This window comes from Altererythrobacter lutimaris (genome assembly GCF_013371495.1).
Classification (GTDB): Bacteria; Pseudomonadota; Alphaproteobacteria; order Sphingomonadales; family Sphingomonadaceae; genus Erythrobacter; species Erythrobacter lutimaris_A.
Genome location: NZ_JABWTA010000001.1, coordinates 173,466 through 197,890, shown reverse-complemented (window position 1 = coordinate 197,890; position 24,425 = coordinate 173,466). Strand labels below are relative to the sequence as shown.

At 56.8% G+C, this 24,425-nt stretch carries 21 protein-coding genes; 13 read left to right on the top strand and 8 right to left on the bottom strand.

Annotated features, from left to right (window positions below):
* The 10 genes from ccoO (at window position 1) to HUO12_RS00935 (ending at window position 9,145) form a co-directional block, all read left to right on the top strand.
* Window positions 1–762 carry a cytochrome-c oxidase, cbb3-type subunit II gene (ccoO, locus tag HUO12_RS00980; RefSeq protein WP_176271830.1) on the top strand — a complete coding sequence of 254 codons (762 nt, stop codon included), beginning with the start codon at window positions 1–3 and terminating at the stop codon, window positions 760–762.
* A complete protein-coding gene (locus HUO12_RS00975; RefSeq protein WP_176271829.1) occupies window positions 759–938 on the top strand; it encodes a cbb3-type cytochrome oxidase subunit 3 in 180 nt (59 codons plus the stop codon). Before ccoO ends, HUO12_RS00975 begins: the two co-directional genes overlap by 4 nt.
* Window positions 928–1,887, top strand: a complete 960-nt coding sequence (gene ccoP, locus HUO12_RS00970; RefSeq protein WP_176271828.1) for a cytochrome-c oxidase, cbb3-type subunit III — start codon at window positions 928–930, stop codon at window positions 1,885–1,887. Before HUO12_RS00975 ends, ccoP begins: the two co-directional genes overlap by 11 nt.
* Window positions 1,874–3,442 (top strand): cytochrome c oxidase accessory protein CcoG, encoded by a 1,569-nt coding sequence (gene ccoG / locus HUO12_RS00965; protein ID WP_176271827.1) that lies wholly within the window; start codon window positions 1,874–1,876, stop codon window positions 3,440–3,442. Before ccoP ends, ccoG begins: the two co-directional genes overlap by 14 nt.
* Window positions 3,439–3,888, top strand: a complete 450-nt coding sequence (locus HUO12_RS00960; RefSeq protein WP_232367267.1) for a FixH family protein — start codon at window positions 3,439–3,441, stop codon at window positions 3,886–3,888. The genes ccoG and HUO12_RS00960 overlap by 4 nt, the downstream gene beginning before the upstream one ends.
* On the top strand, window positions 3,885–6,008 hold the full coding sequence (locus HUO12_RS00955; RefSeq protein WP_176271826.1) for a heavy metal translocating P-type ATPase: 2,124 nt from the start codon (window positions 3,885–3,887) through the stop codon (window positions 6,006–6,008). The genes HUO12_RS00960 and HUO12_RS00955 overlap by 4 nt, the downstream gene beginning before the upstream one ends.
* Window positions 6,005–6,160, top strand: coding sequence for a cbb3-type cytochrome oxidase assembly protein CcoS (ccoS, locus tag HUO12_RS00950; RefSeq protein WP_176271825.1), 156 nt, complete (start codon window positions 6,005–6,007; stop codon window positions 6,158–6,160). The genes HUO12_RS00955 and ccoS overlap by 4 nt, the downstream gene beginning before the upstream one ends.
* On the top strand, window positions 6,157–6,387 hold the full coding sequence (locus HUO12_RS00945) for a hypothetical protein (protein WP_176271824.1): 231 nt from the start codon (window positions 6,157–6,159) through the stop codon (window positions 6,385–6,387). The genes ccoS and HUO12_RS00945 overlap by 4 nt, the downstream gene beginning before the upstream one ends.
* Before the next feature lie 32 nt (window positions 6,388–6,419).
* Window positions 6,420–7,733, top strand: a complete 1,314-nt coding sequence (gene hemN, locus HUO12_RS00940) for an oxygen-independent coproporphyrinogen III oxidase (protein ID WP_176271823.1) — start codon at window positions 6,420–6,422, stop codon at window positions 7,731–7,733.
* Window positions 7,734–7,831: 98 nt separating this feature from the next.
* Window positions 7,832–9,145, top strand: coding sequence for a serine hydrolase domain-containing protein (locus HUO12_RS00935; protein ID WP_176271822.1), 1,314 nt, complete (start codon window positions 7,832–7,834; stop codon window positions 9,143–9,145).
* 6 nt (window positions 9,146–9,151) lie between these two features.
* Here the strand turns inward: HUO12_RS00935 and HUO12_RS00930 are convergent, their stop codons facing one another.
* The 5 genes from HUO12_RS00930 to HUO12_RS00910 form a co-directional block, all read right to left on the bottom strand.
* Window positions 9,152–11,119, bottom strand: coding sequence for a tetratricopeptide repeat-containing sulfotransferase family protein (locus HUO12_RS00930; RefSeq protein WP_176271821.1), 1,968 nt, complete (start codon window positions 11,117–11,119; stop codon window positions 9,152–9,154).
* Window positions 11,120–11,198: 79 nt separating this feature from the next.
* Window positions 11,199–13,844 (bottom strand): TonB-dependent receptor, encoded by a 2,646-nt coding sequence (locus HUO12_RS00925; RefSeq protein ID WP_176271820.1) that lies wholly within the window; start codon window positions 13,842–13,844, stop codon window positions 11,199–11,201.
* A 380-nt stretch (window positions 13,845–14,224) separates the two neighbouring features.
* Entirely contained in the window at window positions 14,225–15,910 is a 1,686-nt protein-coding gene (locus HUO12_RS00920; RefSeq protein WP_176271819.1) for a BCCT family transporter, read from the bottom strand.
* A 148-nt stretch (window positions 15,911–16,058) separates the two neighbouring features.
* Window positions 16,059–17,093, bottom strand: a complete 1,035-nt coding sequence (locus tag HUO12_RS00915) for a phytase (RefSeq protein WP_176271818.1) — start codon at window positions 17,091–17,093, stop codon at window positions 16,059–16,061.
* The gene (locus HUO12_RS00910; protein ID WP_176271817.1) at window positions 17,093–19,915 is read right to left on the bottom strand and encodes a TonB-dependent receptor; all 2,823 of its coding nucleotides are present in this window, start codon (window positions 19,913–19,915) and stop codon (window positions 17,093–17,095) included. Before HUO12_RS00910 ends, HUO12_RS00915 begins: the two co-directional genes overlap by 1 nt.
* Before the next feature lie 176 nt (window positions 19,916–20,091).
* On the opposite strand from HUO12_RS00910, the gene HUO12_RS00905 reads away from it, so the two are divergent.
* From HUO12_RS00905 to HUO12_RS14575, 3 genes are all read left to right on the top strand, one after another.
* Window positions 20,092–20,571, top strand: a complete 480-nt coding sequence (locus tag HUO12_RS00905; protein ID WP_176271816.1) for a nitroreductase family protein — start codon at window positions 20,092–20,094, stop codon at window positions 20,569–20,571.
* A 154-nt stretch (window positions 20,572–20,725) separates the two neighbouring features.
* Window positions 20,726–21,001, top strand: coding sequence for a tetratricopeptide repeat protein (locus tag HUO12_RS00900; protein WP_176271815.1), 276 nt, complete (start codon window positions 20,726–20,728; stop codon window positions 20,999–21,001).
* 112 nt (window positions 21,002–21,113) lie between these two features.
* Entirely contained in the window at window positions 21,114–21,248 is a 135-nt protein-coding gene (locus tag HUO12_RS14575) for a hypothetical protein (protein ID WP_269748026.1), read from the top strand.
* Between the two features lie 199 nt (window positions 21,249–21,447).
* Here the strand turns inward: HUO12_RS14575 and HUO12_RS00895 are convergent, their stop codons facing one another.
* From HUO12_RS00895 to HUO12_RS00885, 3 genes are read right to left on the bottom strand one after another with little or no spacing between them, the layout of a single operon-like run.
* Entirely contained in the window at window positions 21,448–22,338 is an 891-nt protein-coding gene (locus HUO12_RS00895; RefSeq protein WP_232367266.1) for a sugar kinase, read from the bottom strand.
* A gap of 24 nt (window positions 22,339–22,362) precedes the next feature.
* The gene (locus HUO12_RS00890; protein WP_176271814.1) at window positions 22,363–23,115 is read right to left on the bottom strand and encodes an SDR family NAD(P)-dependent oxidoreductase; all 753 of its coding nucleotides are present in this window, start codon (window positions 23,113–23,115) and stop codon (window positions 22,363–22,365) included.
* Between the two features lie 33 nt (window positions 23,116–23,148).
* The gene (locus HUO12_RS00885) at window positions 23,149–24,423 is read right to left on the bottom strand and encodes an MFS transporter (protein WP_217905157.1); all 1,275 of its coding nucleotides are present in this window, start codon (window positions 24,421–24,423) and stop codon (window positions 23,149–23,151) included.
* Window positions 24,424–24,425 lie beyond the last annotated feature (2 nt).

The following is a 24,425-nucleotide window of genomic DNA, read 5'->3' as shown; positions in this document are numbered from 1 at the left end:
ATGACTGATCCTAATGCAAAACCCGCCAAGGGCCATGAGAAGCTGGAGCGCAATGTCACTCTGATGGCGCTGGCAACCCTGGTCACCGTCGCGATTGGCGGCCTGGTGCAAATCACTCCGCTATTCTATCTCGACAACACGATCGAGCAGGTTGAAGGCATGCGGCCTTACACGCCGCTGGAGCAGGCTGGCCGCGACATCTACATCCGTGAAGGTTGCTATGTCTGCCACAGCCAGATGATCCGGCCCTTCCGTGACGAGGTCGAACGCTACGGCGCTTACAGCCTGGCTGCGGAAAGCATGTTCGATCATCCTTTCCAATGGGGCTCGAAGCGTACAGGGCCAGACCTTGCACGTGTCGGCGGGCGCTATTCAGATGAATGGCACGTCCTGCACTTCACCAATCCGCAAGCGGTCGTGCCGGAAAGCATCATGCCGCAATACGGGTTCCTTGCAGAGAACTCGCTCAAGGTTGCTGATCCTTCAGCGATGCTGACTGCGCTTTCTCGCGTGGGTGTCCCTTACTCGGAGACTGACATCGCGAGCGCTGAAACCGACATGATGGCGCAGGCTGATCCGAACGCCAATCCGGGCGATCTGGAAGAACGCTATCCCAAAGCGCAGATCCGCGACTTTGATGGTAATCCGGCGATGGTTTCAGAAATGGATGCTTTGATCGCATACCTCCAGATGCTCGGCACTCTGGTCGATGTGAACAGCGTCGCGGCACAACAGGAACTGGCTGAGGAGAGAGGTCGATGAGCTTTTACGACACTCTGCGCCACTTCGCGGACAGCTATGCTTTGATTGTCATGTTCGCGATCTTCCTGGGGCTATGCGCATGGCCGTTCCGCCCGGGTGCCAAAGCGCACAATCACCAAGCCGCTCACTCGATTTTCAAAGATGATGATTTCAGGGATGAAGACCATGGCGAATGATCCCAAACAGAATAGCCGCGTAGACGAGCCTACCGGAACCGAATTTGTCGGCCATGAGTGGGACGGCATTGAAGAGTTGAATACGCCATTGCCGCGCTGGTGGCTCTGGACCTTCTATCTGACCATCGCCTGGGGTCTGGTTTATGTCGTACTCTACCCCGCATGGCCGATGATCGAGCGCGGCACGGAAGGTGTCCTGGGCTGGACCAGCCGCGGACAGTTGGCAGAAGAGATGGCCGCTGCCGATATTGCACGCCAGTCCGTGCGCGAGCAGATTGCAGCGACAGACATCACTCAGCTGCCCGCCAATGCTGAACTAATGCAGCAAGCCATCGCAGGCGGTGCCGCCGCCTTCAAAGTGAACTGCGTGCAATGCCACGGCGCTGGCGCAGCTGGCTTTGAGGATTATGGCTACCCCAATCTCAATGATGATGACTGGCTGTGGGGCGGCGATATTGCTGCGATCGAGTACACGCTCGTGCATGGCATTCGCTGGGAAGGCTCTGATCAGACCCGCTTCAGCTTGATGCCGGGCTTTGAAGGTATCTTCAGCGATGCAGAGATCGACGCGGTTGCAAACCACGTCCTCTCCTTCACAGGCAAAGGCCAGAGCTCACCGCGCGGCGCTGAGCTATATGCCAACAATTGCCTGGCTTGCCACGGTCCAGCAGGTGGCGGAGACCGCATTCAGGGCGCACCAGCCCTTAATGACGCGATCTGGCTGCGTGGCGGCGAACTCGCTGAGATCCGCGCTCAGATCAAGGCTCCGCGCCACGGTGTGATGCCCGGCTGGGCGGATCGTCTTGATCCGGTAACGATCAAGATGCTCGCGGCCTATGTGTACTCTCGCGGTGGTGGGGAAACCTTGGAAGTACCTACCGGGAGCGAAGAAACCGCAGAGGAAGCTCTAGCGACCCTCGCAGAGGCTGAGGGTAATGGGCAACTCTGACGCTCCAATCAAAGACCCTCCGCCTGATGACAGGTGGGAGAAGGCGGTGCCCGGTGGTAGCAGCACCACCGGCGCGCCTTCGCCTTCCCCCGGCGCAATAAAGCCGCACAAGGCGGCGGCTACCCAGGCGATCCCCTCCTCGCTCTATGCCAAAGGCGAGACAGTCCACAACCAGCGGATCGACGGGCCATTTCGCCGTTTCAAATGGTTTGTGATGATCGTCACGCTGGCGATCTACTACATAACCCCTTGGTTGCGCTGGGATCGTGGTCCCTATGCGCCCGACCAGGCCGTGCTGATCGATCTCGCGAATCGCCGCTTTTACATGTTCGGAATCGAGATCTGGCCCCACGAATTCTATTTCGTAGCAGGCCTTCTCATTATGGCAGGCATTGGCCTGTTTCTTGTGACAAGCGCAGTCGGACGCGCATGGTGCGGATACGCTTGCCCCCAAACGGTCTGGACCGACGTATTCCAGCATGTCGACCGCTTCTTCGATGGCGATCGCAACGCCCGCATCCGGCTCGACAAAGCGCCTTGGGGACCGTCCAAGATCGCTCGCCGGACGAGCAAATGGGCAGTCTACCTGCTGATCAGCTTCGTCACAGGCGGCGCCTGGATCCTGTACTTTGCAGATGCACCGACGCTGTTTCGCGACTTCTTCACTCTGGATGCCGCACCGATTGCTTACATGACTGTCGGCGTGCTTACCGCAACGACCTTTGTGCTGGGCGGTTTCATGCGCGAACAGGTGTGCATTTATATGTGCCCATGGCCGCGGATCCAGACCGCGATGCTGGATGAGAAGTCACTCATTGTCACATACAAAGACTGGCGTGGAGAGAAGCGCGGCAGCCTGAAAAAAGCGCAAAAGAGCCCTGAGGAATACGGCGACTGTATCGATTGCAATCAATGCGTTGCAGTTTGCCCAACCGGGATCGACATTCGCGAAGGCGCGCAAATTGGCTGTATCACCTGCGCGCTTTGCATTGATGCTTGCGATCGTGTGATGGCCGAGATCGGGCGGCCGCGCGGTCTGATCGATTATGCAACCCTCGAAGGATGCGAAGCGGAAGCCAAAGGCGCCCCGCCCCAGCCGATCAAGCAAGCGCTGATGCGTCCCCGCACATTGATCTATCTCGGCGTTTGGACAGCGATTGGCACGGCAATGCTATTCGCATTGGGCACGCGCAGCCATACGGACCTGACGGTTTCACCAGACCGCAATCCGCCTTTCATGCTGCTTTCCGATGGCTCGGTACGAAACGCCTACACTTTGCGTTTGCGCAATATGGAGAGCCGTCCGCGCGAAATGGAAGTCGCCGTCACTGGATTGCCGGGCGCTGTCATGTGGACCGATATGATTGGCCCGGACAACGCCGCGACGACACAGAACATCCCTGTGCCGGCCGACGCAACGCAGACCGTACGCGCCTATGTCATGGTTCCTGAAGGAGCATCGACAAGCGAGTTCGCGTTTGTCCTGACCTCGCTCGACGAGCAGCGCGAAAGCGACACTGTAACCACCACTTTCAATGGCCCGGGAGAGCCATGATGCAACGCGAATTCACCGGCCGAAACATGCTCACCATATTGGTCGTGGGCTTCGGCATCGTCATGGCCGTCAACTTCCTGATGGCGACATTGGCAACGCGCGGCTTTGGCGGCGTAATCGTCGAGAACACCTATGTCGCAAGCCAGAAGTACAATGGCTGGCTGGAAGAGGCCCGCGCGCAAGAAGCGCTAGGCTGGAGCGCACAAGTGGCTCGCACTGAAGACGGTCATCTGGAAGTCAAGACAAGTGCTGTTCCAGAATACGCGCAAGTCAGTGCTCTGATGCGTCGCCCTCTTGGTGAAGAGCAGCGCCATACCATTGCCTTCGTCCCAACGGGCGATGGAACCTACCGCTCGAATGCACCGATTGCTGAAGGACGCTGGATTGTGCGGCTCGACCTCACTGCAGGCGAGAAGAACTGGGCGCGGGAGATCGCCATCAAATGAATGCCGCGGTCGCCCTTGATCCTCTCGACAAAACTGCGCTCAGCGATACTCGGCTGACAGTCCCGGGTATCAAATGTGCGGGCTGCATCGCGAAGATCGAGCGCGGCCTATTGGATGTGGAAGGTGTGGAAGCCGCTCGCGTCAACTTCTCTGCAAAACGTGTTGCGATCCAGCACGTTTCTCGGCTTGACGAGAGCGATCTCGCCAATGCCCTGCGTGATCTCGGATTTGAATCGCAGCCAGTTGCGGAGAATCCGCTTGCTAGCGACGACAAGGAAACGAAGCGACTGTTCCGAGCGCTTGGAGTGGCAGGCTTTGGCATGATGAACATCATGCTGTTCTCTGTCAGCATCTGGTCCGGTGCAGACGGGGCAACGCGCGATCTCTTCCATTGGCTCTCTGCCCTCATAGCGCTTCCTGTGATCGCTTATTCAGGCCAGCCATTCTTCGCCTCAGCCTGGATGGCTCTAAGCCACAAGCGCACCAACATGGACGTGCCCATCTCCATCGGCGTGCTGCTCGCCACAGCGCTCAGCATTTACGAGACCGCAACAGGCGGTAGCCACGCTTACTTTGAAAGCGCGGTTATGCTGTTGTTTTTCCTGCTCGCAGGGCGTGCGCTCGACGCCATGATGCGGAATCGCACGCGGGCTGGCATTGGCGCTCTGCTCGGCCGAATGGGACGCAGCGCGAGCGTAATCCAGCCGGACGGCTCCATGCGGCGCATGGCAGCAGAAGACTTGAAGACGGGCATGGTCATGCTGGTCGCAGCCGGCGAGGCATTCGCGGCTGACGGCATAATCCTCGATGGAGAGAGCGCACTCGATAACGGCATGGTGACCGGCGAAAGCACGCCTGAGCCCGTCAAGACAGGCGACACAGTCCATGCCGGCGCCATCAATCTCTTTGCACCCATTCGCGTCAAAATAACCGCTGTAGCAAGCGACACTGTGATCGCAGAGATCGCGCGTCTGATGGATGAAGCCGGGCAATCACGCAGCCGCTATGTCCGGATCGCAGACCGAGCATCACGCCTTTATGCGCCAGTCGTGCATACGCTAGCGGCGCTGGCATTTGTCGGCTGGATGATTGCTGGCGCGGGCTGGCATCAGTCGCTGATCATAGCGATCGCTGTGCTCATCATTACCTGCCCTTGCGCCATGGGTTTGGCCGTTCCGACAGCACAGGTCGTTGCATCCGGCGCATTGCTCAAGAAGGGCTTGCTCATCAAAGACGGAAGCGCGCTTGAGCGATTGGCAGAAGTCGACATAGCTCTGTTCGACAAAACCGGTACTTTGACGTTGGGAACACCGCGACCTGATCTTTCTGAACTTCCAGACACAGCCAAGGGTGTGGCTCTCGCGTTGGCTCAATCGAGCCGTCACCCGCTAAGCCAGGGGCTTGCTGCGGCTCTGAATGAAGAAGCTGTGACCGCCGCACCACTTGCCGAACTAAGCGAGGTTTCTGGGGCAGGCATTTCAGCGCGCTGGGGCGATGTCGCCGTCGGCCTTAAGCGTCCACAATCCGCACTGGACGGGATGGCAGCGGATCTGGTTATCGGAGAGGATCGCTGGACGATCACCTTTGCCGACCAATTGCGCACCGATGCAGCAGACACAATAGAAGCTCTAACAGAGCTGGACTTGGATGCCCGCATCCTATCCGGGGACAGGACGGGCCCTGTGGCGGACGTGGCGCGCAAACTGCGCATTTTCGCGCACGCGCAAGCCAGCCCGCAGGACAAGCTGACCGAGCTTGAGCATCTGCGCACGCAAGGTCATTTCCCGCTCATGGTTGGCGACGGTCTCAACGATGGCCCTGCCCTTGCCGCAGCCCATGCCTCCATAGCACCCGGCACGGCGAGCGATGCCAGCCAGCAAGCAGCTGACGCTGTGTTCATCGGAAGCAAGCTCATGCCGGTCGCACTCGCCATTAGTGCTGCACGCCGCACCATGCAGATCGTTCGGCAGAACTTCGGACTGGCTATAGGCTACAATGTATTGGCTGTGCCGCTTGCCTTGTTCGGCTACGTCACACCGTTGATTGCGGCGATTGCGATGTCATTGAGTTCCCTGATTGTCGTCGCCAATTCTCTTCGACTCGCGAGGGTCGCGCGATGACTGGGCTCATGCTTCTCATACCGGTCGCGCTTGGCATGGGCCTGTTTGGCTTGGTCATGTTTTTGTGGGCGATGCGCAGCGGACAGTTTGAAGACCTGGACGGCGCAGCCAACCGTATCCTCATCGATGATGAAGAGGATGATGCTGCATGATCAAGGCTCTTCTCCTCTACGCAGCGGCAGTTCCTCTCGCAGCAGGGCCAGCTTTACCGGAGGCCACAAGCTCGGACGAAGAAGTGACCATCACGGCCAAACTGTGCAGTGGCGGCGGCATCGAAATCGATCTCGGCCTGCCGAAAGAAGATCAGCAAGACGCGCCATGCGAGCTCGAAGCCTGCCATGGCGGGACTTGCCGCAAGAAGATTGATCTGCGTCAATGACCGCATGGGGCTCCCAAGCGAGATAGCATCGCATGTGGCCTTATCATCCTGAATTGCTGGAAACGCCGGTACCGCGCTACACTAGCTATCCCACCGCTGCGGAATTTTCCGCGCTTGATCCCGCTCCGCACCGCGATGCACTGGTAGCCTTGGAAGGGCCGACTTCGCTCTATGTGCATATCCCGTTTTGCGAGAAGATCTGCTTCTATTGCGGCTGCAATACCGGCGCTTCTGGACGCAGGCAGCGGCTCGAAAGCTACCTTTCGGCTTTGCATCAGGAGATCGCGCTTGTCGCGTCGCTGATTCCTCAAGGTACACCGATCAAGCGAATTTCCTTCGGCGGAGGGAGCCCCAATGCCATCCGCCCAGACGAGTTCCTGCAATTGCTGGAAGCGCTTTATCATTACTTCGATTGCAGCTCGCCCGAGCTATCGATCGAGCTCGATCCGCGTACGATGAGCAAGGAATGGGGTGATGCAATCAAGGTGGCGGGCATCTCGCGCGCAAGTCTGGGTGTGCAGACATTCGCAGGCCACTGCCAGAAGGTCATCGGCCGCGTTCAGGATGATGCGCTGATCCACCAAACCGTCGATTGGCTCCGCAATGCCGACGTCACATCGCTCAATTTCGATCTGATGTACGGCTTGCCGCAGCAGACGCGCGGAGATTTGCAAGATAGCCTTTCGCGTTCCGTTGAGATTGGCGCAGATCGGATTGCTCTATTCGGATATGCCCATGTTCCGCATATCGTGCCTCGCCAGCGTGCGATCGATCCAACAGGAATGCCCAACCAACGCGAGCGCTTTGCGATGGCGCAACTCGGTTTCGAATATTTGATCAGCCGCGATTATGCCCCGGTCGGATTTGATCACTTTGCGAAGCGAGGCTCCGACCCGCTAGCCATTGCAGCAGTTCAAGGCACATTGAAGCGCAACTTCCAGGGGTTTACCGACGATCAGGCCGTCAATCTCATCGGGCTTGGCAGCTCTGCTATCAGCAGTTTCCCGCAATTGCTGGCGCAGAATGAGAAGAACAGCGGGCGCTACCGAATGCTCGCATCACAAGACCGGCTCACGACGTCGCATGGCCTCGCTCGCGACAAAGATGACATGCTGCGCTCGCGCGTTATCGAGAGACTGCTGTGCGATGCGGAGGTCGAACTTCCATTTTGTCTGCAGAACGAGATTAGGCCTGGCCTTGTTCCGTTTATTGAACGCGGGCTGGCTGAGCTGAACAATATGACGCTCTCGATCACGCCTGTCGGTCTGCCTTATGCGCGGGTAATCGCGTCGCTATGCGATGGTTATCGCAAGCAATCTCTGCGCCAATTCAGCTCAGCGATCTGACGGGACGCGTTCAGCGCAAGCCACTGAGTATTCGACAGGCGGATTTCACGTTGAACTCTTTCTTGCGATTTGCGTGGGATTGCTAACACTAACGCGTCATGACTCTTCGCGCATTTTCAAGTTCGCCATCGTTCCGTTTCTTCGCCCCCGCCCTGCTCTGCGGTGTTGCCCTCGCAGGCTGTGCGACAGCAACACCTGCCGAAAGCACAGCAGCCCCAGCGCAAGAGGCAATTGCAGAAGACCCAGAGGAAGCGCTTTACATGGCGCGCTTCAATCGGTTGCGTGAAGGCGGAAGCGGCGGTGCAGGACTTTCCGGTTACGACACACTTGAAACGTTGCCAGGTGCAGCGGAACCTGCAGCATTTCCAAGCAAACCTGCAGCCACCCTCTCGAGCGAAGCGCTCGCCACCGCACGCGACTACGCTGCGCAGCGCAACTCTTCGGCCTTTCTCGTCTGGCGCGATGGTGTCGTCGAGGAAGAGAGCTATTTTGGCGAATACGAGCAGTCGACACCAATCGTCTCAAAGTCTCTCGCCAAGCCGATTACAGCGATCATCGTGGGCCGCGCGATCCAACAAGGCTACATTAAGTCACTAGATCAATCGGTCTCGGATTTTATCACCGAGTGGGCAGGCAACCCTCAGAAAGAGGCCATCCTCGTTCGGCACTTGCTGGATATGCGCACAGGCTTCCTGCCGCAGGGGTTCGCGACCGATCCAGACGATATCCTAAACAAGGCTTACCTCCATCCTCGTCACGACGAAATCATTATCAATGAGTATCCCGTCGTGAACTGGCCGGGCTCGCGATATGAATATGCCAATGCGACGAGCGAGATGGTCGCGCCGCTTATCGAACGAGCGACGGGGATGCGGTATGGAGAATACCTTAGCTCTGCATTGCTTCAACCGATTGGCGCACCTGGGGGCTCGGTGTGGGTGAATCGCCCGGGAGGTACAGCGCATTCGGGATGCTGCGCTTTGCTGCCCGCGAGGACCTATCTGCGCATGGCAGTCCTTCTGATGCAGGATGGCATTTGGGACGGCGAGCGCCTGCTTCCTGAAGGTTATGTTGCAGAGATGCGCACAGGTACAGCTGAGAACCCGTATTACGGCCTCGGTCTTTGGGTGCCTGGCCCGTACACCGAGCGGCGTGGTTTTGCCCATCCGGCTGTTCCATTCGGGAAGATCCTGCATTCAGAGCCCTACGCTGATGGCGAAATCTCTCTTTTCGATGGGAATGGCAATCAGGTGGTCTACATGATCCCGTCCGCAAACATGGTCATCATGCGTCTTGGTGCAAGACCACCGCGCGATGTGGCGGAGTGGGACAATGTGTTCCTGCCAAACCTGCTCATTCGCGACGCCTTCAGGGATAATCCCGAGGCGATACCGGAACCGCAAGCACGCTGATTGCGCTCAATTCAATTGACCGCCTAGCGCTTGCTTGAGCGGGTCGAGCCATGGCTCGAATGGCTTCCATGCATCTTGGCCCTTGCGGTTGAGAGGCTGTCGGACTTGCTCGCTGCTGGCCGTGCGCACTGCGCGATCAGTCTTGTGAAACTCTAAGCACGCTTTTTCGAATGGCAGGCCGAGATAATCGAGTATCCGGCGTGTTTGCCCTTCAACATCGTCGAGCACATCCTCGTGCTGCACATGCAGGACCTTGCCCGGCAAAACCGTGTCCCAGTGGTCCATCAGGTCAACATAGTCCGCGTAATATCGGCCGACCTCATGCAAACCGTAAGTGAACTCCTGGCCTTCCGCGAAGAGCTGTTTGAAACCGGAAAAACAGCAATCCATCGGCGCGCGGCGCGCATCGATGATCTTGGCGTTCGGCAGGATCAGATGGATCAAACCGATATGCCGGAAGTTGTTTGGCATTTTGTCGATGAAGAACGGTGCGTCTTGCCGGTGGATGCGCGTCTCTTCAATGAACTGCTCGCCGAATTTCGCGAGCTGCTCAGCGGTCAGCTCATGCAGGATTTCAGGGTAACGCGAAGCCCCTGCTTTCCGGCCCCGCAAGCGATGCGCCAACGCAAGAATATTGGGCAGCTCCAATGTTCCATCGACTTGTGAATGGCTTGCAAGGATTTGCTCCAGCAAAGTCGAGCCTGCACGCGGGAGTCCGAGTATGAAGATCGGGTCAAGCGCATCATGGCCTGCGCCTTCATGTTTTGCGAAAAGCTCGGACGTGCAGGCCTCTTTCTGAGCAGCAAGCTCACGCGTCATCGCCTCAGCGCTGTAGCGCGTTTGCGCACGTTTGAGAGCATTGCCTTGCTCGTAGAAACCGAAGCTCGCTTCATAGTCCTTGCGGTCTTCAAGCGCCTTGCCGAGCGCGAAAGAGAGATGGACCCGGTCCATGAATGCCAGATCCGGCCGTTCGATCTGCGCGCGCATCGCGTCGATCTCAGCATCGTCAAACTGGTACGTCTTAAGGTTCGCGAGCGCATAATGGGCATCCCCGTGATCGGGCTTGGCATTGATAGCTGATCGGTAGCTCGCAATCGCATCATCGCTGCGCCCGACGGTCTTCAGCGCGTGTCCCTTGCTGGTATGTGTCGCAGGATCATGCGGGAGCTTCGCGAGGACCGCATCGAACAGCTCAAACGCGCGGTCAAAATCGCTGGTCTGCATGCTTTCGATCGCAAGACGCGACTGGAAAAGCGGGTTTTCAGGGTCGCGCTGGTGCAGCTCTTCTGCCTGACCGCGCGCTTCATCAAATCTCTGCCTGCGTCGCAGCACATCAATATAGTCAAGCCGCAACTGGATGTTGTCTGGCTCGAAAGTGACAGCGCTTTCCAGAAGAAATTCTGCATCATCGAGTATGCCCAGCTCAACCCCGATGCGCGCGAGCAATCGCATGCCTTCGACATTCTTGGGATTGGCGCGCAGGAAGTGCCGGCAAATCTCTTCCGCTCTCAGCAAGCGGCCTTCGTGCAAGTGATTGGTGACCGCGAGCAATTCTCTCGGGAGCGCGCTCACCCGCTCAAATTGAGCTTTGGCCGCTGCCGCTTCACTGGCGTGCCCTGCTTGTTCAGCAAGTCGTGCCTGCTCGCGCCAACTTGCCGCGAGCGCCGGATTGAACCGCGTCGCCCGCGTAAACGCATCAAGGGCGCGAGCAGGATCGCCTTGTGCAAGCGCGAGGTGCCCTTCCTCTTGCCACGCTCTGCCATATTCAGGCGTCACAGCATGAAGCGCCGCGAGATGGCTTGAGGCGGCATCGAAGCTTTTGAGATATCGCGAAGCAACCGCTGCCATATAAAGCGCTTCACCATCGCGCGGATCATCCGCGAGCACAGTCTCTGCCTGCGCAAGCCCGGCCGCAAAATTGCCGGACTGCAGCGCAGACTGTGCTGCTTTCAATTGCTCTTCGCGGGAGGCCATCGCTTCTCTCTACAAAGCAAAACGGTGGAGGTGAACCGTCAAGGCTCGCCTCCACCGCTTGGTATCCTGTGCTGCCGACTTAGTAGTCGAAAGAGACGCGCAGTCCGACAGTGAGCGGGCGGTTGGTCGTAATCCGCTCGCGGTCATTGATGAAATTGCCTGAGATTTCCGCGCGCGTGTCGAACAGGTTCTCGCCAAACACTTCGAACGACCACTGGTCTTTCGAGACGCCCGCCGCCAGATCAACCACAGTGTAGCTGTCCAAGCGGAACTTATTGATCTCGATAATGTCCGTCAGCTTGGACGCCGAATAGGTCACCTGCGGCATAATGAAAGCGGTCAGGTCATCGCTGACATCCCACTCATACCGTACGCGCATATTGCCCTGGAATGACGGCGCGAATGCGAGATCTTCGCCTTCGATCACGTCGCTCGTCGGGATCAGAACATCGGTGATCTCCGTATCGAGGATAGAGAATGCACCAGCGACTGTAAGGCCCGGAAGCGAATACGGCGCGAAAGTGAAATCGGATTCGATACCGAGAATTTCTGCATCCGCCGCATTGGCCGAGAAGAACAGGTTGGTAATGCTCGGATCAAAGATCGTCGTTTGCAAGCGGCTGATATCAACGTAGAATGCGCTCCCGTTGATCCGCAGCTGGCCATCGGCAAGCTCGGTTTTCCAACCGATCTCGTAGTTCTTCACTTCATCGGTATCGAGCTCGAAAGGCACAGTGAAGCCTGCGCCATTGGTCGCGCCGCCCGGACGGTTCAGCAAGCCTGGGCGGAAGCCTTCCGAATAGGTTGCGTAGAACAGCAAGTCTTCGCTTGGCGTGAGCGTGACTGTGCCCTTGTAAATGAAACCGTCGGCATTTGCTGTGGCAGGCGCACGCACAGCGTTGAAGACTTGCTGAGCTTGCGTTGCACTCAAGCCAGCCGCTTCGATATCCGCCAAAGTGTCATCCAACGTGAACGTCTGGCGTAAAGCCGCATTGCACGATCCGATAAAGGTAAACTCGCCATCGCCATCGTACAGATCGTTGATATCCGTACCGAAAGCATTCGCATCTTCAGCGGCGCCTGAGTTACAGAACGAACCATTGGCGCTGCCTTCGAAGTCAACTTCGATGTCGTAGTAACGCGCGCCTAACGTGACGGTCAGAAGGTCCGGCACGATGTCAAAACTTGCTTCCCCGAAAATGCCGAACTGTTTGTCTGTGCGACGAATGTCATTGCGGAAGATCGTCTCTGCCGGGAACGGTCCATCAACAGTCGTGAATCCTTCCTGCGGGAAGTTCGGCGCAAATGGTCCGAAAGGCTGTGCAATCACATTACCCGGGTAAGCAAAGTCGTTGCGTTCTTTCAGCTCAAGATCTGAATAGAAGCCACCAGCCGTGACCCGCCAGCGGTTTTCAGCCGGAGTACTGAACCGCAATTCCTGTGTGAAGACAGTCGTTTCACTGACTGAATTCACATAAAGATTCGGTGCCTGACACACGCCGCTTGGGTCAGCCATGCCTGGATAGGTCACTGAGCCATCACAGATATAGTATGGCAGGTACTGGCCGACGAAGAGGTAGTCCGTGTAGTCGACACGCTGCTCGGTCTCGCGGTCGGTGTATGCGCCCGTGTAGACCACATCGAGCATCGCGATGCGGCCTTCGACAGTCCAGCTGGTGTTGGAGAAATCGTCTTCCAGACGGTCTTCTTCAAAGCGCTGGATTTCGAGGTTGTCGAGGTCAAGTTCTGGATCCGCAAAGAAAACGCCGTCACTTTCAATGCTCTGGCGCGCGTGAGCGACTGTCACTGTCCAGTCAGGTGTGACTTCCCAAAGGGCAGTCGCACGAAAACCAGCATATTGCGTGTCGTTGAAATCGTCTTCGACGATGCCTTCATTGTTCGCTTCAAGGAAAGTGACATTATCGAGGTTTGCGCCAGCCTGGAACCCGCCGCGAAGCGCGTTTACGGGAACACCGTTTGAGCGGACAGTTCCAGCCGGACGGAAGCGGGCGCTTTCGCTGAGATCACGCGTGCCTTGGACATTGTCGATATAGCCGCCTTGATCATCGAGATAGACGACACCGCGCAGCGCGAAAGTATCGCTCACCGGCACGTTGAGCATGGCTTCTGCCTTATAGCTCGTCTCGCCGCCTTTAGTGAAAGAGACACCGGCAGCAGCGCTTGCATCAAAGCCGGACAGCGAAGGCTTGTTAGTGATCAAGCGAACCACACCCGCCTGCGAGCTCGCCCCGAAAAGCGTGCCTTGCGGGCCGGAGAGCACTTCGATCCGCGACATGTCAGCGGCGTAAACATCAAGGTTACGGCCGGGCTGCGCGAGCGGTTGCTCGTCAAGATACATGGCAACGTTGGGCGCGAGGCCTGCAACGCCAGCTGTCGTCAGGTTTGGCGTAGTGGAAGCGAGACCGCGAATGTAGATCGTGCTCTGGCCCGGACCAGAACCACCGGCCGTGACCGTCGGCAGCTGGTCGAGATAGTCTTCAAACGTATCGATGTTGAGCTCGCTCAGCGCTTCTTCGCCAATTGCGGAAACGCTGACCGGGACGTCCTGCAAGTCTTCGCTACGCTTTTGCGCGGTCACTACAATCGTCGGGACACCGCCAGTGCGTTCTTGAGCGCCTTCCTGCGCTGCCTCCTGTGCGAACACCGGGTTCGCCATTCCGATTGCGATCGCGCCGAGCGATACGCTGCTGGTAAGTTTCTTCATTATTGCTTCCCTGTTTACTTCACCCACACACGCGCAAATGCCGCGCGAAAACGCGCAAACTGAGTATTCGCGATCAGAATGGGAGAAAGTGAGATGAAATCATGCCTGTTGAGGCGCGCCTTAACAATGCAAGTTAAAGGTCACCACAGCGCGACCTGATATATTTTGAAAAAGGAAGCGCGTGTTGCGCGAAAACAACATGAATAATCAAAATATAGTAAATCTGAAATATTCAAAAAATCAACGTTAGTCTTCAAATTTTTGTCTTGTTTAGCACTTATACATAGCAAATATATTTTGAAGTAAACTCATGTATACTCAAATAATGTCGCTTCTATTCGAAAAATGCCCGAAGTCGGGGCAATTCTAAGCACTTGGCTCTACTTGGCAGCTTCCCACTCTTCGCAGGCCTCGGCAGTGGTGGGAACACCGTGATGCTTGCGGATCAAGTCAAAGATTATCGCCTTGACGATCGAAATCGCCATGAGAGCAAGCACAAACGAGAATGGCAGTGCGCCGATAATCATCGTGATGCGAATGGCGTCGATGCCACCGAGTACCAGCATGCTCCCGACCACGAATGCGAGCGCTGCACCCCAGAACAGGATGTGATAGCGGCGCTGACCTTCGTCATCGCCAGCCCCGTTGATCGTGTTCACAATCAGGATCGCGCTATCCGCAGATGTCACGAGATAGGTCATCAGCAGAACGACGACCACGATGGACACCGCAAACGCCAGGCCGGGATCGAGCAAAACGGCGAGCGTCGCGTATAGCTGATCGGAAATTCCCGCATTGACGATCGTGCCTTGCGCCACACCCGTCAGCTCGAGGTCAATTGCGGTCCCGCCGACAATCGCCATCCAGATAAAGCACATCAGTGAAGGCACGAGGATCACGCCGAACACATATTCGCGCACGGTGCGCCCCCGCGATACGCGCGCGATGAACATGCCGACGAATGGCGCGAAGGCTATCCACCACGCCCAGTAAAAAATTGACCAATCGAGCTGCCATTGGACAAGCGCATCGCCCGTCACGCTGCCATCGCTTGAAAACAGCGACAGCGTATTAGCTGGCAAAGTGCGCAGATAATCATAGATGCCAGTCGCGAGCAATTGCATCCCAAGCCAACCGGAACCAACCAAAAGGAAAAGCGCGAGTAGGAAAAATGACAGCCCCATATTGAGGTTGGAGAGCCACTTGATGCCTCGCCCTACACCGGAAAGCGCACTGATGGTTGACGCACCGACCAACACCACCAGGGCGACGATTATAGCAGCTGTACTTGCTGTACCAGTCTCTGCGATCAGCCAGTCGCCCATGCCAACGCGGTGAAGTCCAGCGACAAACTGTTCGACCCCCAGCCCCATCGTGACTGACACGCCCAGGATCGTTGCCACAACGGCTACAATATCGACCACATGGCCGCTAAGACCTGACATGCGCTGCCCGAATAGCGGCACAAGGCTTGAGCGGATCGTCAGCGGCAGATTGCGACGGTAAGATACATATCCAATCGCAAGGCCCACGAGCGCGTAAGTCGCCCAAGCGGCAAAACCCCAATGCAGGAAAGTGTAAATGTAAGCCGGTCGCACCGCCTCGGCTGAGCGCGCTTCCAGCGTGCCGCGGATAATGTCCGGATTGTTGGAAAAATGCGCGAGCGGCTCACCCGTCGAATAGGTGAGCATCCCTATCCCGATACCCGCACCAAACAGCATGGCGAACCAGGAGAATTTCGAAAACTCAGGTTCTTCGCCGGGCGCGCCAATCCGCAACCGCCCGGATTGCGGGATCACGGCTAGCACAAGCGCGACCAGCATCAGGAATGCAACCAGATAGACATACCAGCCACTAAAGCTCGAAATAATACTGGTGTTGGCTGCCTGCAGGGTTTCACTGGCACGAACCGGAAAGAAGATCGCCCACATGATGAGCAGCGATACGATCACTTTCCCCGGGATGGTGACTGCTCTGCTGAACCCATCGTAGAAGCCTTTATCATGCGTCTCAATTGGAAGATCAACGATAGGTGGTTCGATCGGCGGATCGATCTGTGTTTGCATCAGCTCTTCTGGCTTTGTTTTTGTCGGCTAAGTCTCCAGCCGCGCAATGAAGTACGCAGCGAAAGGCTCAGCGATGAGTGGAAGGTTCACCGCTGAGCATAGAAGCCGCAGCGCGTAATGCAAATTGCCTGATTATTTAGCGTGCAAGCTAAGGCAGTTGCAAAGCCGTTTTCACCTCCGCCCAGGACGCATATTTGAAGTTCTGCGCTGCTGCTCCGTTGATCCCGTCTTGCGCCACGAATAGCCCGTCGGGATAGGTAGCACCGAAACTGCGATTGTCGAGCGCGATGCCATCGGTTTCCTCTGTCGCGCCGAATGTGCCTGCGGCGATCCGGAAACGGCCGACAGGCTGGAGGTCCGGCAAGCGGAAAACCGCATAGGCGTTGTCGCCTTGGCTGGACGCGACGAGATATCCGCCGTCTTCGCCTTCCGGCGCGAGCGCGAGGCCTTCAACGTCAGCCACCAATTGCGCGTTATCAATCGCGGCAACCAGTTCGGGCTCTGAGCTCGCGCTCAAATCGAACGCCCAGATGCCGGTATTCTCTTCGCCGACATAAAGCATGTCCGTGCGGGCATCGTGAACACAGCCTTCTGGTTGCGTTGCAAGCTTATGCAATTGCCGCGACTGCGCTTGCCAACCGGTTTCGCCTCGGCGGAGTTCGGTCAGAACGACGCTGCCGTCCTTCACCGGGCTAAACACGCGGACCCTGCCGTCGGCATCAGGCTGCGCCATGCACAGGCCATAGCCTTCATCCGGACCCACCGGATAACGCCCGATTTCCGTGAGAACACCGCTAGAGCCATCCAGCTCTGCCAGCATCACATGCGCGGTTTGGGGATCGGTTCTGTCACTAGCCGCCACAAGGATCGTGCCGTCAGCAAGCTCGACAAGATCGACATTGTTAAGGAGCCCTGCACCCAGAAAGCTCTTCTGGCTACCATCAAGTGCATAGACGTGAAGGCCAGCCTTCTTGTCCGTACCGACAATCAGGCTCGCCGCCGGATTGGCTGCATTGCGCCAGATGGCCGGATCGTCCGCCGCATCTTCATTAGTCGTCCCAACAGGCACCGTCTCAGCCAGAGCCGCGACGTCCACCGCGGGGTCGCCCATGACAGGAACCGTGGCACATGCGGCCACGGTCCCCATAGCGATGAGAGCAAGGGCTCCACGAATTGCCCTCATCAGAAGTTGATCCTCACGCCGCCTTTCATGGTCCAGCTGTATTCTTCGTACTGGAGGTTGTTCACCTGATTGCCGAAGCGATTGAACGCGAAGTATTTGGCATTGTTGATATTCACCCATTCATAGAAGAACTGGATATTGTCAGTGAGGCGGTACTTCGCGCTGAGGTCCAGCTGGAAATGATCGTCGACATAGCGATCAAGAGCCGCTTCGCTTTCCAGCTCGTCGAGATAGCTGTCGCGATAAGTCCCAGACAGGCGGATATCGAACGGACCCTTGTCATAGCCCAGCGAGATGTTGCCGGTGTGCTTTGAGGTTGCCGGCAGCGGGATGCTGCGCGGATTGGTCGGATCGCCATCCTGGAAGACAGTGCCGTCTGCATCGGTAAAGGTGTAGTTCGCCTGGATGATGAAGCCATCCAGCGCACCCTTCAGCGATTGCGATAAACCTAGCTCAAAGCCCAGGACTGTTGCGCTGTCTCCATTGATGGGGACTACGGCTTCGTCAAAAGGAATTCCGTTGAAGCTGCTGTCTTCGCGGACCTCGTTGATGATGTAGTCCTTGATATCCTTGTAGAAGAAGGCTGCGGTCAACGCACCGTTCGACGACATGTACCATTCAGCGGAAGCATCGAAGTTCCAGGCCTTGAAAGGTTGCAGTGCCGGGTTGCCGAACTCGCCTTCGCGCTCGCCTTCATCGTTCTCTTCAACAGCAAAGCGCGGTGCAACAGCACTCAATCTAGGACGGACAAGGCTACGATAGCCTGCCAGACGCAGGATCAGGTCCGGCTGCGCTTCGTAACGAATGTTGAGGCTCGGGAGCCAGATGTCATAATCGCGCTCGAAATTGACAGGCGCCACAGTTACCGTCTCAGTGTCTTCGTTGAGCGTCACGAGATTGCCATTGAGCGTGTTCGAGGTGTGCTCATAACGTACGCCGCCGATGACCCGCAGGTCATTGGTTTCCCAGCGGCCCAGCAGATAGCCTGCCATGATGTCTTCTTTGACGGCATAGTCGGAGATCGAGGAATCGAACGCACTGTCCAATTCCTGCAGCTCGAACTGATCACGATTGGCGAAGAAGAAGTCGGTCGCCTGTGTGAAACCGGGCAGCGGGTTCAAGTCGGTGATGCGGTAAGTCGCATCCTCGCCGAGCACATCGGACAGGAGATATTCGCCAAAGTCCTCGTTGAATTCATAGAACTCAACATCAAAGCTGAAGCCTTTTTCGCGCCAACGGCCTTTGAAACCGGCCTGAACGGTGAACTCGCCGCTATCCATCTGGAACCGGCGGCCCAGGTCGAACTGCGCTGCATATTCCTCGTCCTCGGAATCGGACAGGACTGTGAATTCGATGTCGTTCAGCGGGTAAGTCGCGGGATTAAAGAAATCCACGCCATCATTGATCACGCTGTAAAGCGGCAAGCGGGGATCGGAATAATCGAAACCGATGGTCAAGCCATCGTCAGAGAAACGCTCGCGAAATTCTGTCGGGTCGACATTGCCGTCCTCGGTCTCAGTCGATTTGGCCCAGCTGACCGCATATTCTGCAAACCAGTCGCCCAAGTCGCTTTCGCCGCCCGCTGTGATGGAGCGGATACGCTGGCGTTCAAAGCGGTCCTTGATGTCGCGGCGGACACCAATGCGCTGGCGCACGTCATCGCCGTCGATATTAACAGTCGTATCGTCGAAAATCGCGGAAGTTCCGTTCACGCTGGTCGGACCGAAATCCTCGAAATCATCAAGGTCGAAACGCAGCCGGCGGCGAAATTCCTGATCGTCGAACTGGCTCCAGATGCCTTTGACATAAAGCTCTGTGCTGTCGCTTGCGCGGATATCAAACCCGAGCGTCGCGCTGATCCGCTCACGTTCTACATCATAGTCGCGATACTGCACTTCGATAGGGAAGACCGCACCGCCTGCATCGACATAGCCATCGGCTTCGATGTTGTCGGTCTCAAACTTACGATTGTAGAAGGAGACACCGCCGGAAACGCCAAAACTGTCGCTCAGGCGGTTAGAGAAATCCAGGCTGATCTTCGGCGTCAGCTCGCCTGCATAATCATTGTAGCTGCCTTCAGCCTTGATCGTTAGCAGGTCCTTCGTGCGGTTGAACGCACTGGTTGTTTCGATCTCTACCGATGCACCAATTGTATCGCCGTCCATGTCCGGCGTGAGCGACTTCTTGACTGTGATGGATTCGATAATGTCGCTGGAAACCACATCGAGCGCTACAGAGCGCGTATCGCTTTCAGGAGCTGGCAAGCGCACGCCGTTGAGCGAGGTCGCCACCAGTTCTGGATCAAGCCCGCGCACGGATACGAAGCGTCCTTCGCCCTGGTCATTGAGGATGTTGACACCCGGCAGGCGGCGCAGCGATTCCGCGACGTTCTGGTCCGGAAATTGACCGATCGCATCACGAGTCAGGACGTCAGCAACAATGTCGCTGGCACGCTTGCGAGAAAGCGCGCTCGCTTGGTTCGCGCTTTGACCGATGACGAGAATGTCACCGCCCGTGTCGCCAAGCACAAAGTTGAGTTCGACGGTGCCGGTCTCTGGCACAGTGATGGTCTGCCGCACTGGCTCAGCCCCGATATAGGTCGCGACGATTGTGTATGTGCCGCCCGGCACTTCATTGAAGCGATAACGCCCATCTGATCCGGCGGTTGCCTTGCGCCCAAGCTCTTCGATAGTGAGCTCGGCAGCCTGCAACGCGATGGTGTCGCTAGCATCCACGACGACGCCGGTCACATCGCCGGCAACAGCAGTGGCTGGGAGAGTAAACGCTGCGACGGCTGCACCGGCGAGAAATCTGGTTTTCATGAATCGGGGTTCCTCATTTGATTTTGAAGTGCCCCTAAAAGTCAGGAGTGACGCGTGAGTGTCAGTTCTGTGGCGGAACGAAGAATCTTGACTGAGATTCGTCACACAAGTGTCATGCGGGTGACTCAGCCTTGTGAGAGCGCGAATTCTATGGTGGCAGAGCAGGTCAGGCCTGGTTGGACGCGCTCGATGCTCTCGGGACAGACGAACACAAGCCGTATCTTGAACATGCACCTTGGATCATCGCGATCCTTGGCCAACGCAAAGGGGGCATCCAGGAAGACGAGGCGCAGCAGAATTACTACGTGCCTGGATCACTCGGAATCGAGATGGGCATTCTCATCAGCGCGCTGCATCATGCCGGACTGTGCATGCTCACGCGCACGCCGAAGCCGATGACCTTTCTTCATGATCTGTGCGGACGCCCGAAAAGCGAGAAGCCCTATCTCTTGCTGGTGGTCGGCTATCCGGCAGAGGGCGCGACTGTGCCGGTCCATGCACTGGAGAAGAATCCTCTGAAGCAGATTGCCTCCTTCATCTGTTGCGGGAAACCAGCAGGTGTCTGCTGCGCGCGCTATTCTTGTGGGTTCCGTCTGGACTTCATCTTGGGTTATCTCAGGATCATCTCGACCTATCTTCAGCCAATTTACGAATAGATGCGGGCGATTTGGCCGATTAACGCCTTGATCTGGCGAGTTTTTCGCGATTGACCGCATCATTCTGACCTTGCCGAGATCGACACTAGACGTTCTTATCGAAATCCTTGATCGCTTGGAGATTACCGATCAGATGATCGAGCAGGATTGAAAGATGTCTTCTACCGACCCTTACGACGAGCTGGAGGCCGGCCAAAAGGCGATGGCCAACAAGCAATGGCCGACCGCCATCTCTGCCTTCCGCTCCGTCGTTCAAGCGTGGCCGGAAGACTGGCGAACACTTGAATTGCTGGGCCACGCCTTGAAGGAAAGCGGCGAGAAGGAAGAAGCGGTCGATTCCTATGCGACAGCTTTGGAGTTGGCCGATGAGCCCAATGAGATCGGTCTTCTGAGCCCTATGAGATCGGTCTTCATCTGGGCCATCTATTGAAGGACCTTGGCCGCGACGAGGCCGCAATCGAGGCGTTCGTGAGCTTGGGAGAGCACCCAGAAGGTCTTCGGGAAGCGGGGATATTAGGCGGGGTCATGCTGCACGAGACCAGATGGCACAGTCCGTGCTGCAGACCGAACGTGTAACATCGCTGGAAATAGGCGGCTGGGTGGTTGGCTTTGTATTTATTTCTATTGTTGGGATGTCGGTCGTATTTGAAGTGGTTTTGAACGCTGGTGTGAACTGATGTGAATTCCGGCAAGCCCTTCATCTTACGAAGTCGCTGTATGACCCGTTCTCGCCGTTAATCTTCACAACCATCTGGATCACTTCTGGCGGTAAATGGAAGTATCGGAACGGGTGATTAGCTTTGCTGTTCCGCACCGGCTAGCAAGCCAACTGATCTGCAGCCATGCTTTTGACAGTGCCGCATCGCCAACGGTTGCTTAGTCGAAACTGATGGCGCCTTGATGGGTGAGCGTTTCGCGTGCGAGGCTTTGCCCCGCTTCGACGCAGTCCTCGATCGATTTGCTCGACAGCCAGCCTGCCAAAAAGCCGCCGTTAAACGCATCGCCGGCGCCGCTTGAGTCGACAACTTGAACCGGACTGCCGGCCATCGCGCGCGGCTTGGGCACATCAGCGCCGGCTATCACACAGCCCTTCTCTGCCGCTTTGACGACCGCGGCACTGCAGCCCGCCTGAATCCATCGCTCCGCGATTTCGGCTTCAGACACTTGTTCGCCCCACAACTCGCATTCGTCCGAATTGGTCGGCAGACCAATTGTGCATGCCTTCATCGCTGCGAGCGACGCTTCGCGTGCTTGAACAAGGTCTACCCAGAGGGAGGGTCTGAAATTGCTGTCATATGCAACGGACCGCCTACGGTCTTTGCGTTCGTTGGCTGCCGATAGAAGCCGCTGCCGCCCCGTATTCCCGACGACCGCAAGCGTTATGAGGCTGAAGTAAAACAAGTCTGCGGAGCTCGCGAAGTCCATTGCCGCGTCAATGCCCGGCAGACCGTACATGTCTTTCGCAGCGCTCCGGTCACGCCAATACAAGAAGCTACGCTCTCCATGCTCATCAAGATGGATCGCATAGATACCGGGATGACGATTAGGATGGCGCAGCACAAACCGCGTATCGATTCCTTCACTGGCCCACGCTTCGACCAAGGCGTCACTGATAGGATCCGTTCCAACAGCGGTTATGTAAGCGACTTCATGACCGGCACGCGCCAAGTGGATCGCTGTGTTAAGCGTGTCTCCGCCATAGCGAAGGCCTTGCCCGCCATGGCTGTGAAACTCTAGCATGGCTTCGCCGACAATTGCAGTGGTCATCACTCCTTCTCACATTCAAGGCGATCAGGAGAAGCCCAGACCGCCATTGATGTCGATATTGGCACCGGTCACAAATGATGCGTCGTCCGATGCGAGATATGCGACGAGATCGGCCGCTTCATTCGCCTGTCCCTGCCTGCGCAATGGAGTCGAATTGGCGACGTTTTCACGCGCTGCATCGGGAGTGAAAGTGTCATGGAAGGTTGTAGCGATCATGCCGGGGCAGATGGCGTTCACACGGATGCCTTTGGGGCCAAGCTCCTTCGCAAGCCCGCGCGTGAAAGTCATCACCGCGCCTTTGGAGGTCGCATAGGCAATTGCGCCCCCACCCCCGCCATCGCGTCCGGCGAGACTGGCAAGGTTCACGATAGAGCCCCCATCGCTCATGAATGGAACTGCTGATTTGCAAGCGAGGAAGGTCGAAGTCAGGTTCAGCTGCATCACGTGATTGAAGAAAGCCTCATCCATCTCTTCCAATGTCTTGCGTGCAACCAGCCCGCCTGCATTGTTCACGAGGATATCGATGCGATCTCCAAACGCATCGCGGCTGGCATTGATCAATGCATCAACATCCGTTGCCTTGGTAACATCGGCCTTGACCTTGATTGCCTTGCCGCCCGCAGCTTCGACAGCTTCTGCCGTTGCGTCGGCATCGGTTTCATTGCTGTTGAAATTTACGACGACATTAGCACCTTCGCTGCCGAGTTTGACGGAGATAGCTCGCCCAATATCGCGGCTGCCCCCAGTGACGATTGCCGTCTTGCCTTCGAATTTCATTGTGAATGATCCCGTTGCTTGAATGGATTGAAGTCAGATTGATTTTGGTTTGAGCGGTTTGATGTCGGGGCACAGAATGAGCACCGAAAGAACCGTCGCAATCGCAAGACCAGCGCCAACGATAAATGCTGGTGCGTAACTCGTGACAGTGATCACAGGAATCAGGAAATTGAGGCCTACGACTGCAAGCTTGGCAGCGGTTCCTGCAAATCCTGCTAAGGTTCCGACCGATTTCCCGCTGTAAAAGTCGCTCGGCAGCGTCTGGATATTGCCGACCGCTGTTTGGAAACCGAACAGGATCGCAGCCATCAGCAACACCGCAAACAGAGGTGTAGCAGCCTGCGTTGTCGCAAGAAGCGAGACAAGCATGATGAGGCCACCCAAGGCTATGACTGTCTTGCGGGTTCTGTTGACTGACCAGCCGGCCTTGATCCGATTGCCGGCAAGAAGCCCACCGAACCAGGCACCGAACATGGCTCCGACATAAGGGATCCACGCATAGATCGCGATTTCCTCGACCCCGAAGCCGTATGTCTTTGAAAGGTAGATTGGAAGCCAGCCGACGAAGAGCCACCAGATCGGATCGAGGAAAAAGGAGGCCATAATCACGCCCCAGCTTTCCTTCCGGCTGAGAATTTCCTTCGTGTCCGGCGCGTAGTCTGCGACCTCATTGGTTTCAACATTGCGCTGCCCTGTTAGAATATATTCGCGTTCCTCAGCGGAAATCCAAGGGTGGGCATCCGGCCCGCTTTTGTAGACGATCAGCCACGGTATTAGCCACAAGAAGCCGAGCGCGCCGATGCCGATAAAGGTAGCCTGCCAGCTTCCCAGCCAGACGAACAGCAGACCGATGATCGGAGCCGAAACGATACCCCCGATCGCGGCACCGGAATTGAAGATACCTTGAGCAAGGGCACGCTCGTCGATTGGAAACCACTCAGCATTGGCCTTTGTCGCGCCGGGCCAGTTGCCCGCTTCAGCAACTCCCAGAAGCGCTCTAAAAATGGAGAAAGTCAGAAGACCGCGCGCAAACGCATGCAAGATGGTCGCCGCTGACCATACGACGATCGAGAGGATGAAGCCCATTCGTGTCCCGATCCAATCGAAAATCTTGCCGAATATCGATTGTCCGAAGGCATATGCGAAAGTGAAAACGTTGAGGATGATCGCATAATCATACTCGGTCATCTCCAGCTCTTTGGAAATCTCCGGCCAGAGAAAACCCAAAGCACCGCGGTCAATATAGTTGATGACTGTCGCAATCGCGACGAGGATAACAATCCAATAGCGCAATTTGCCTTTCAACATGA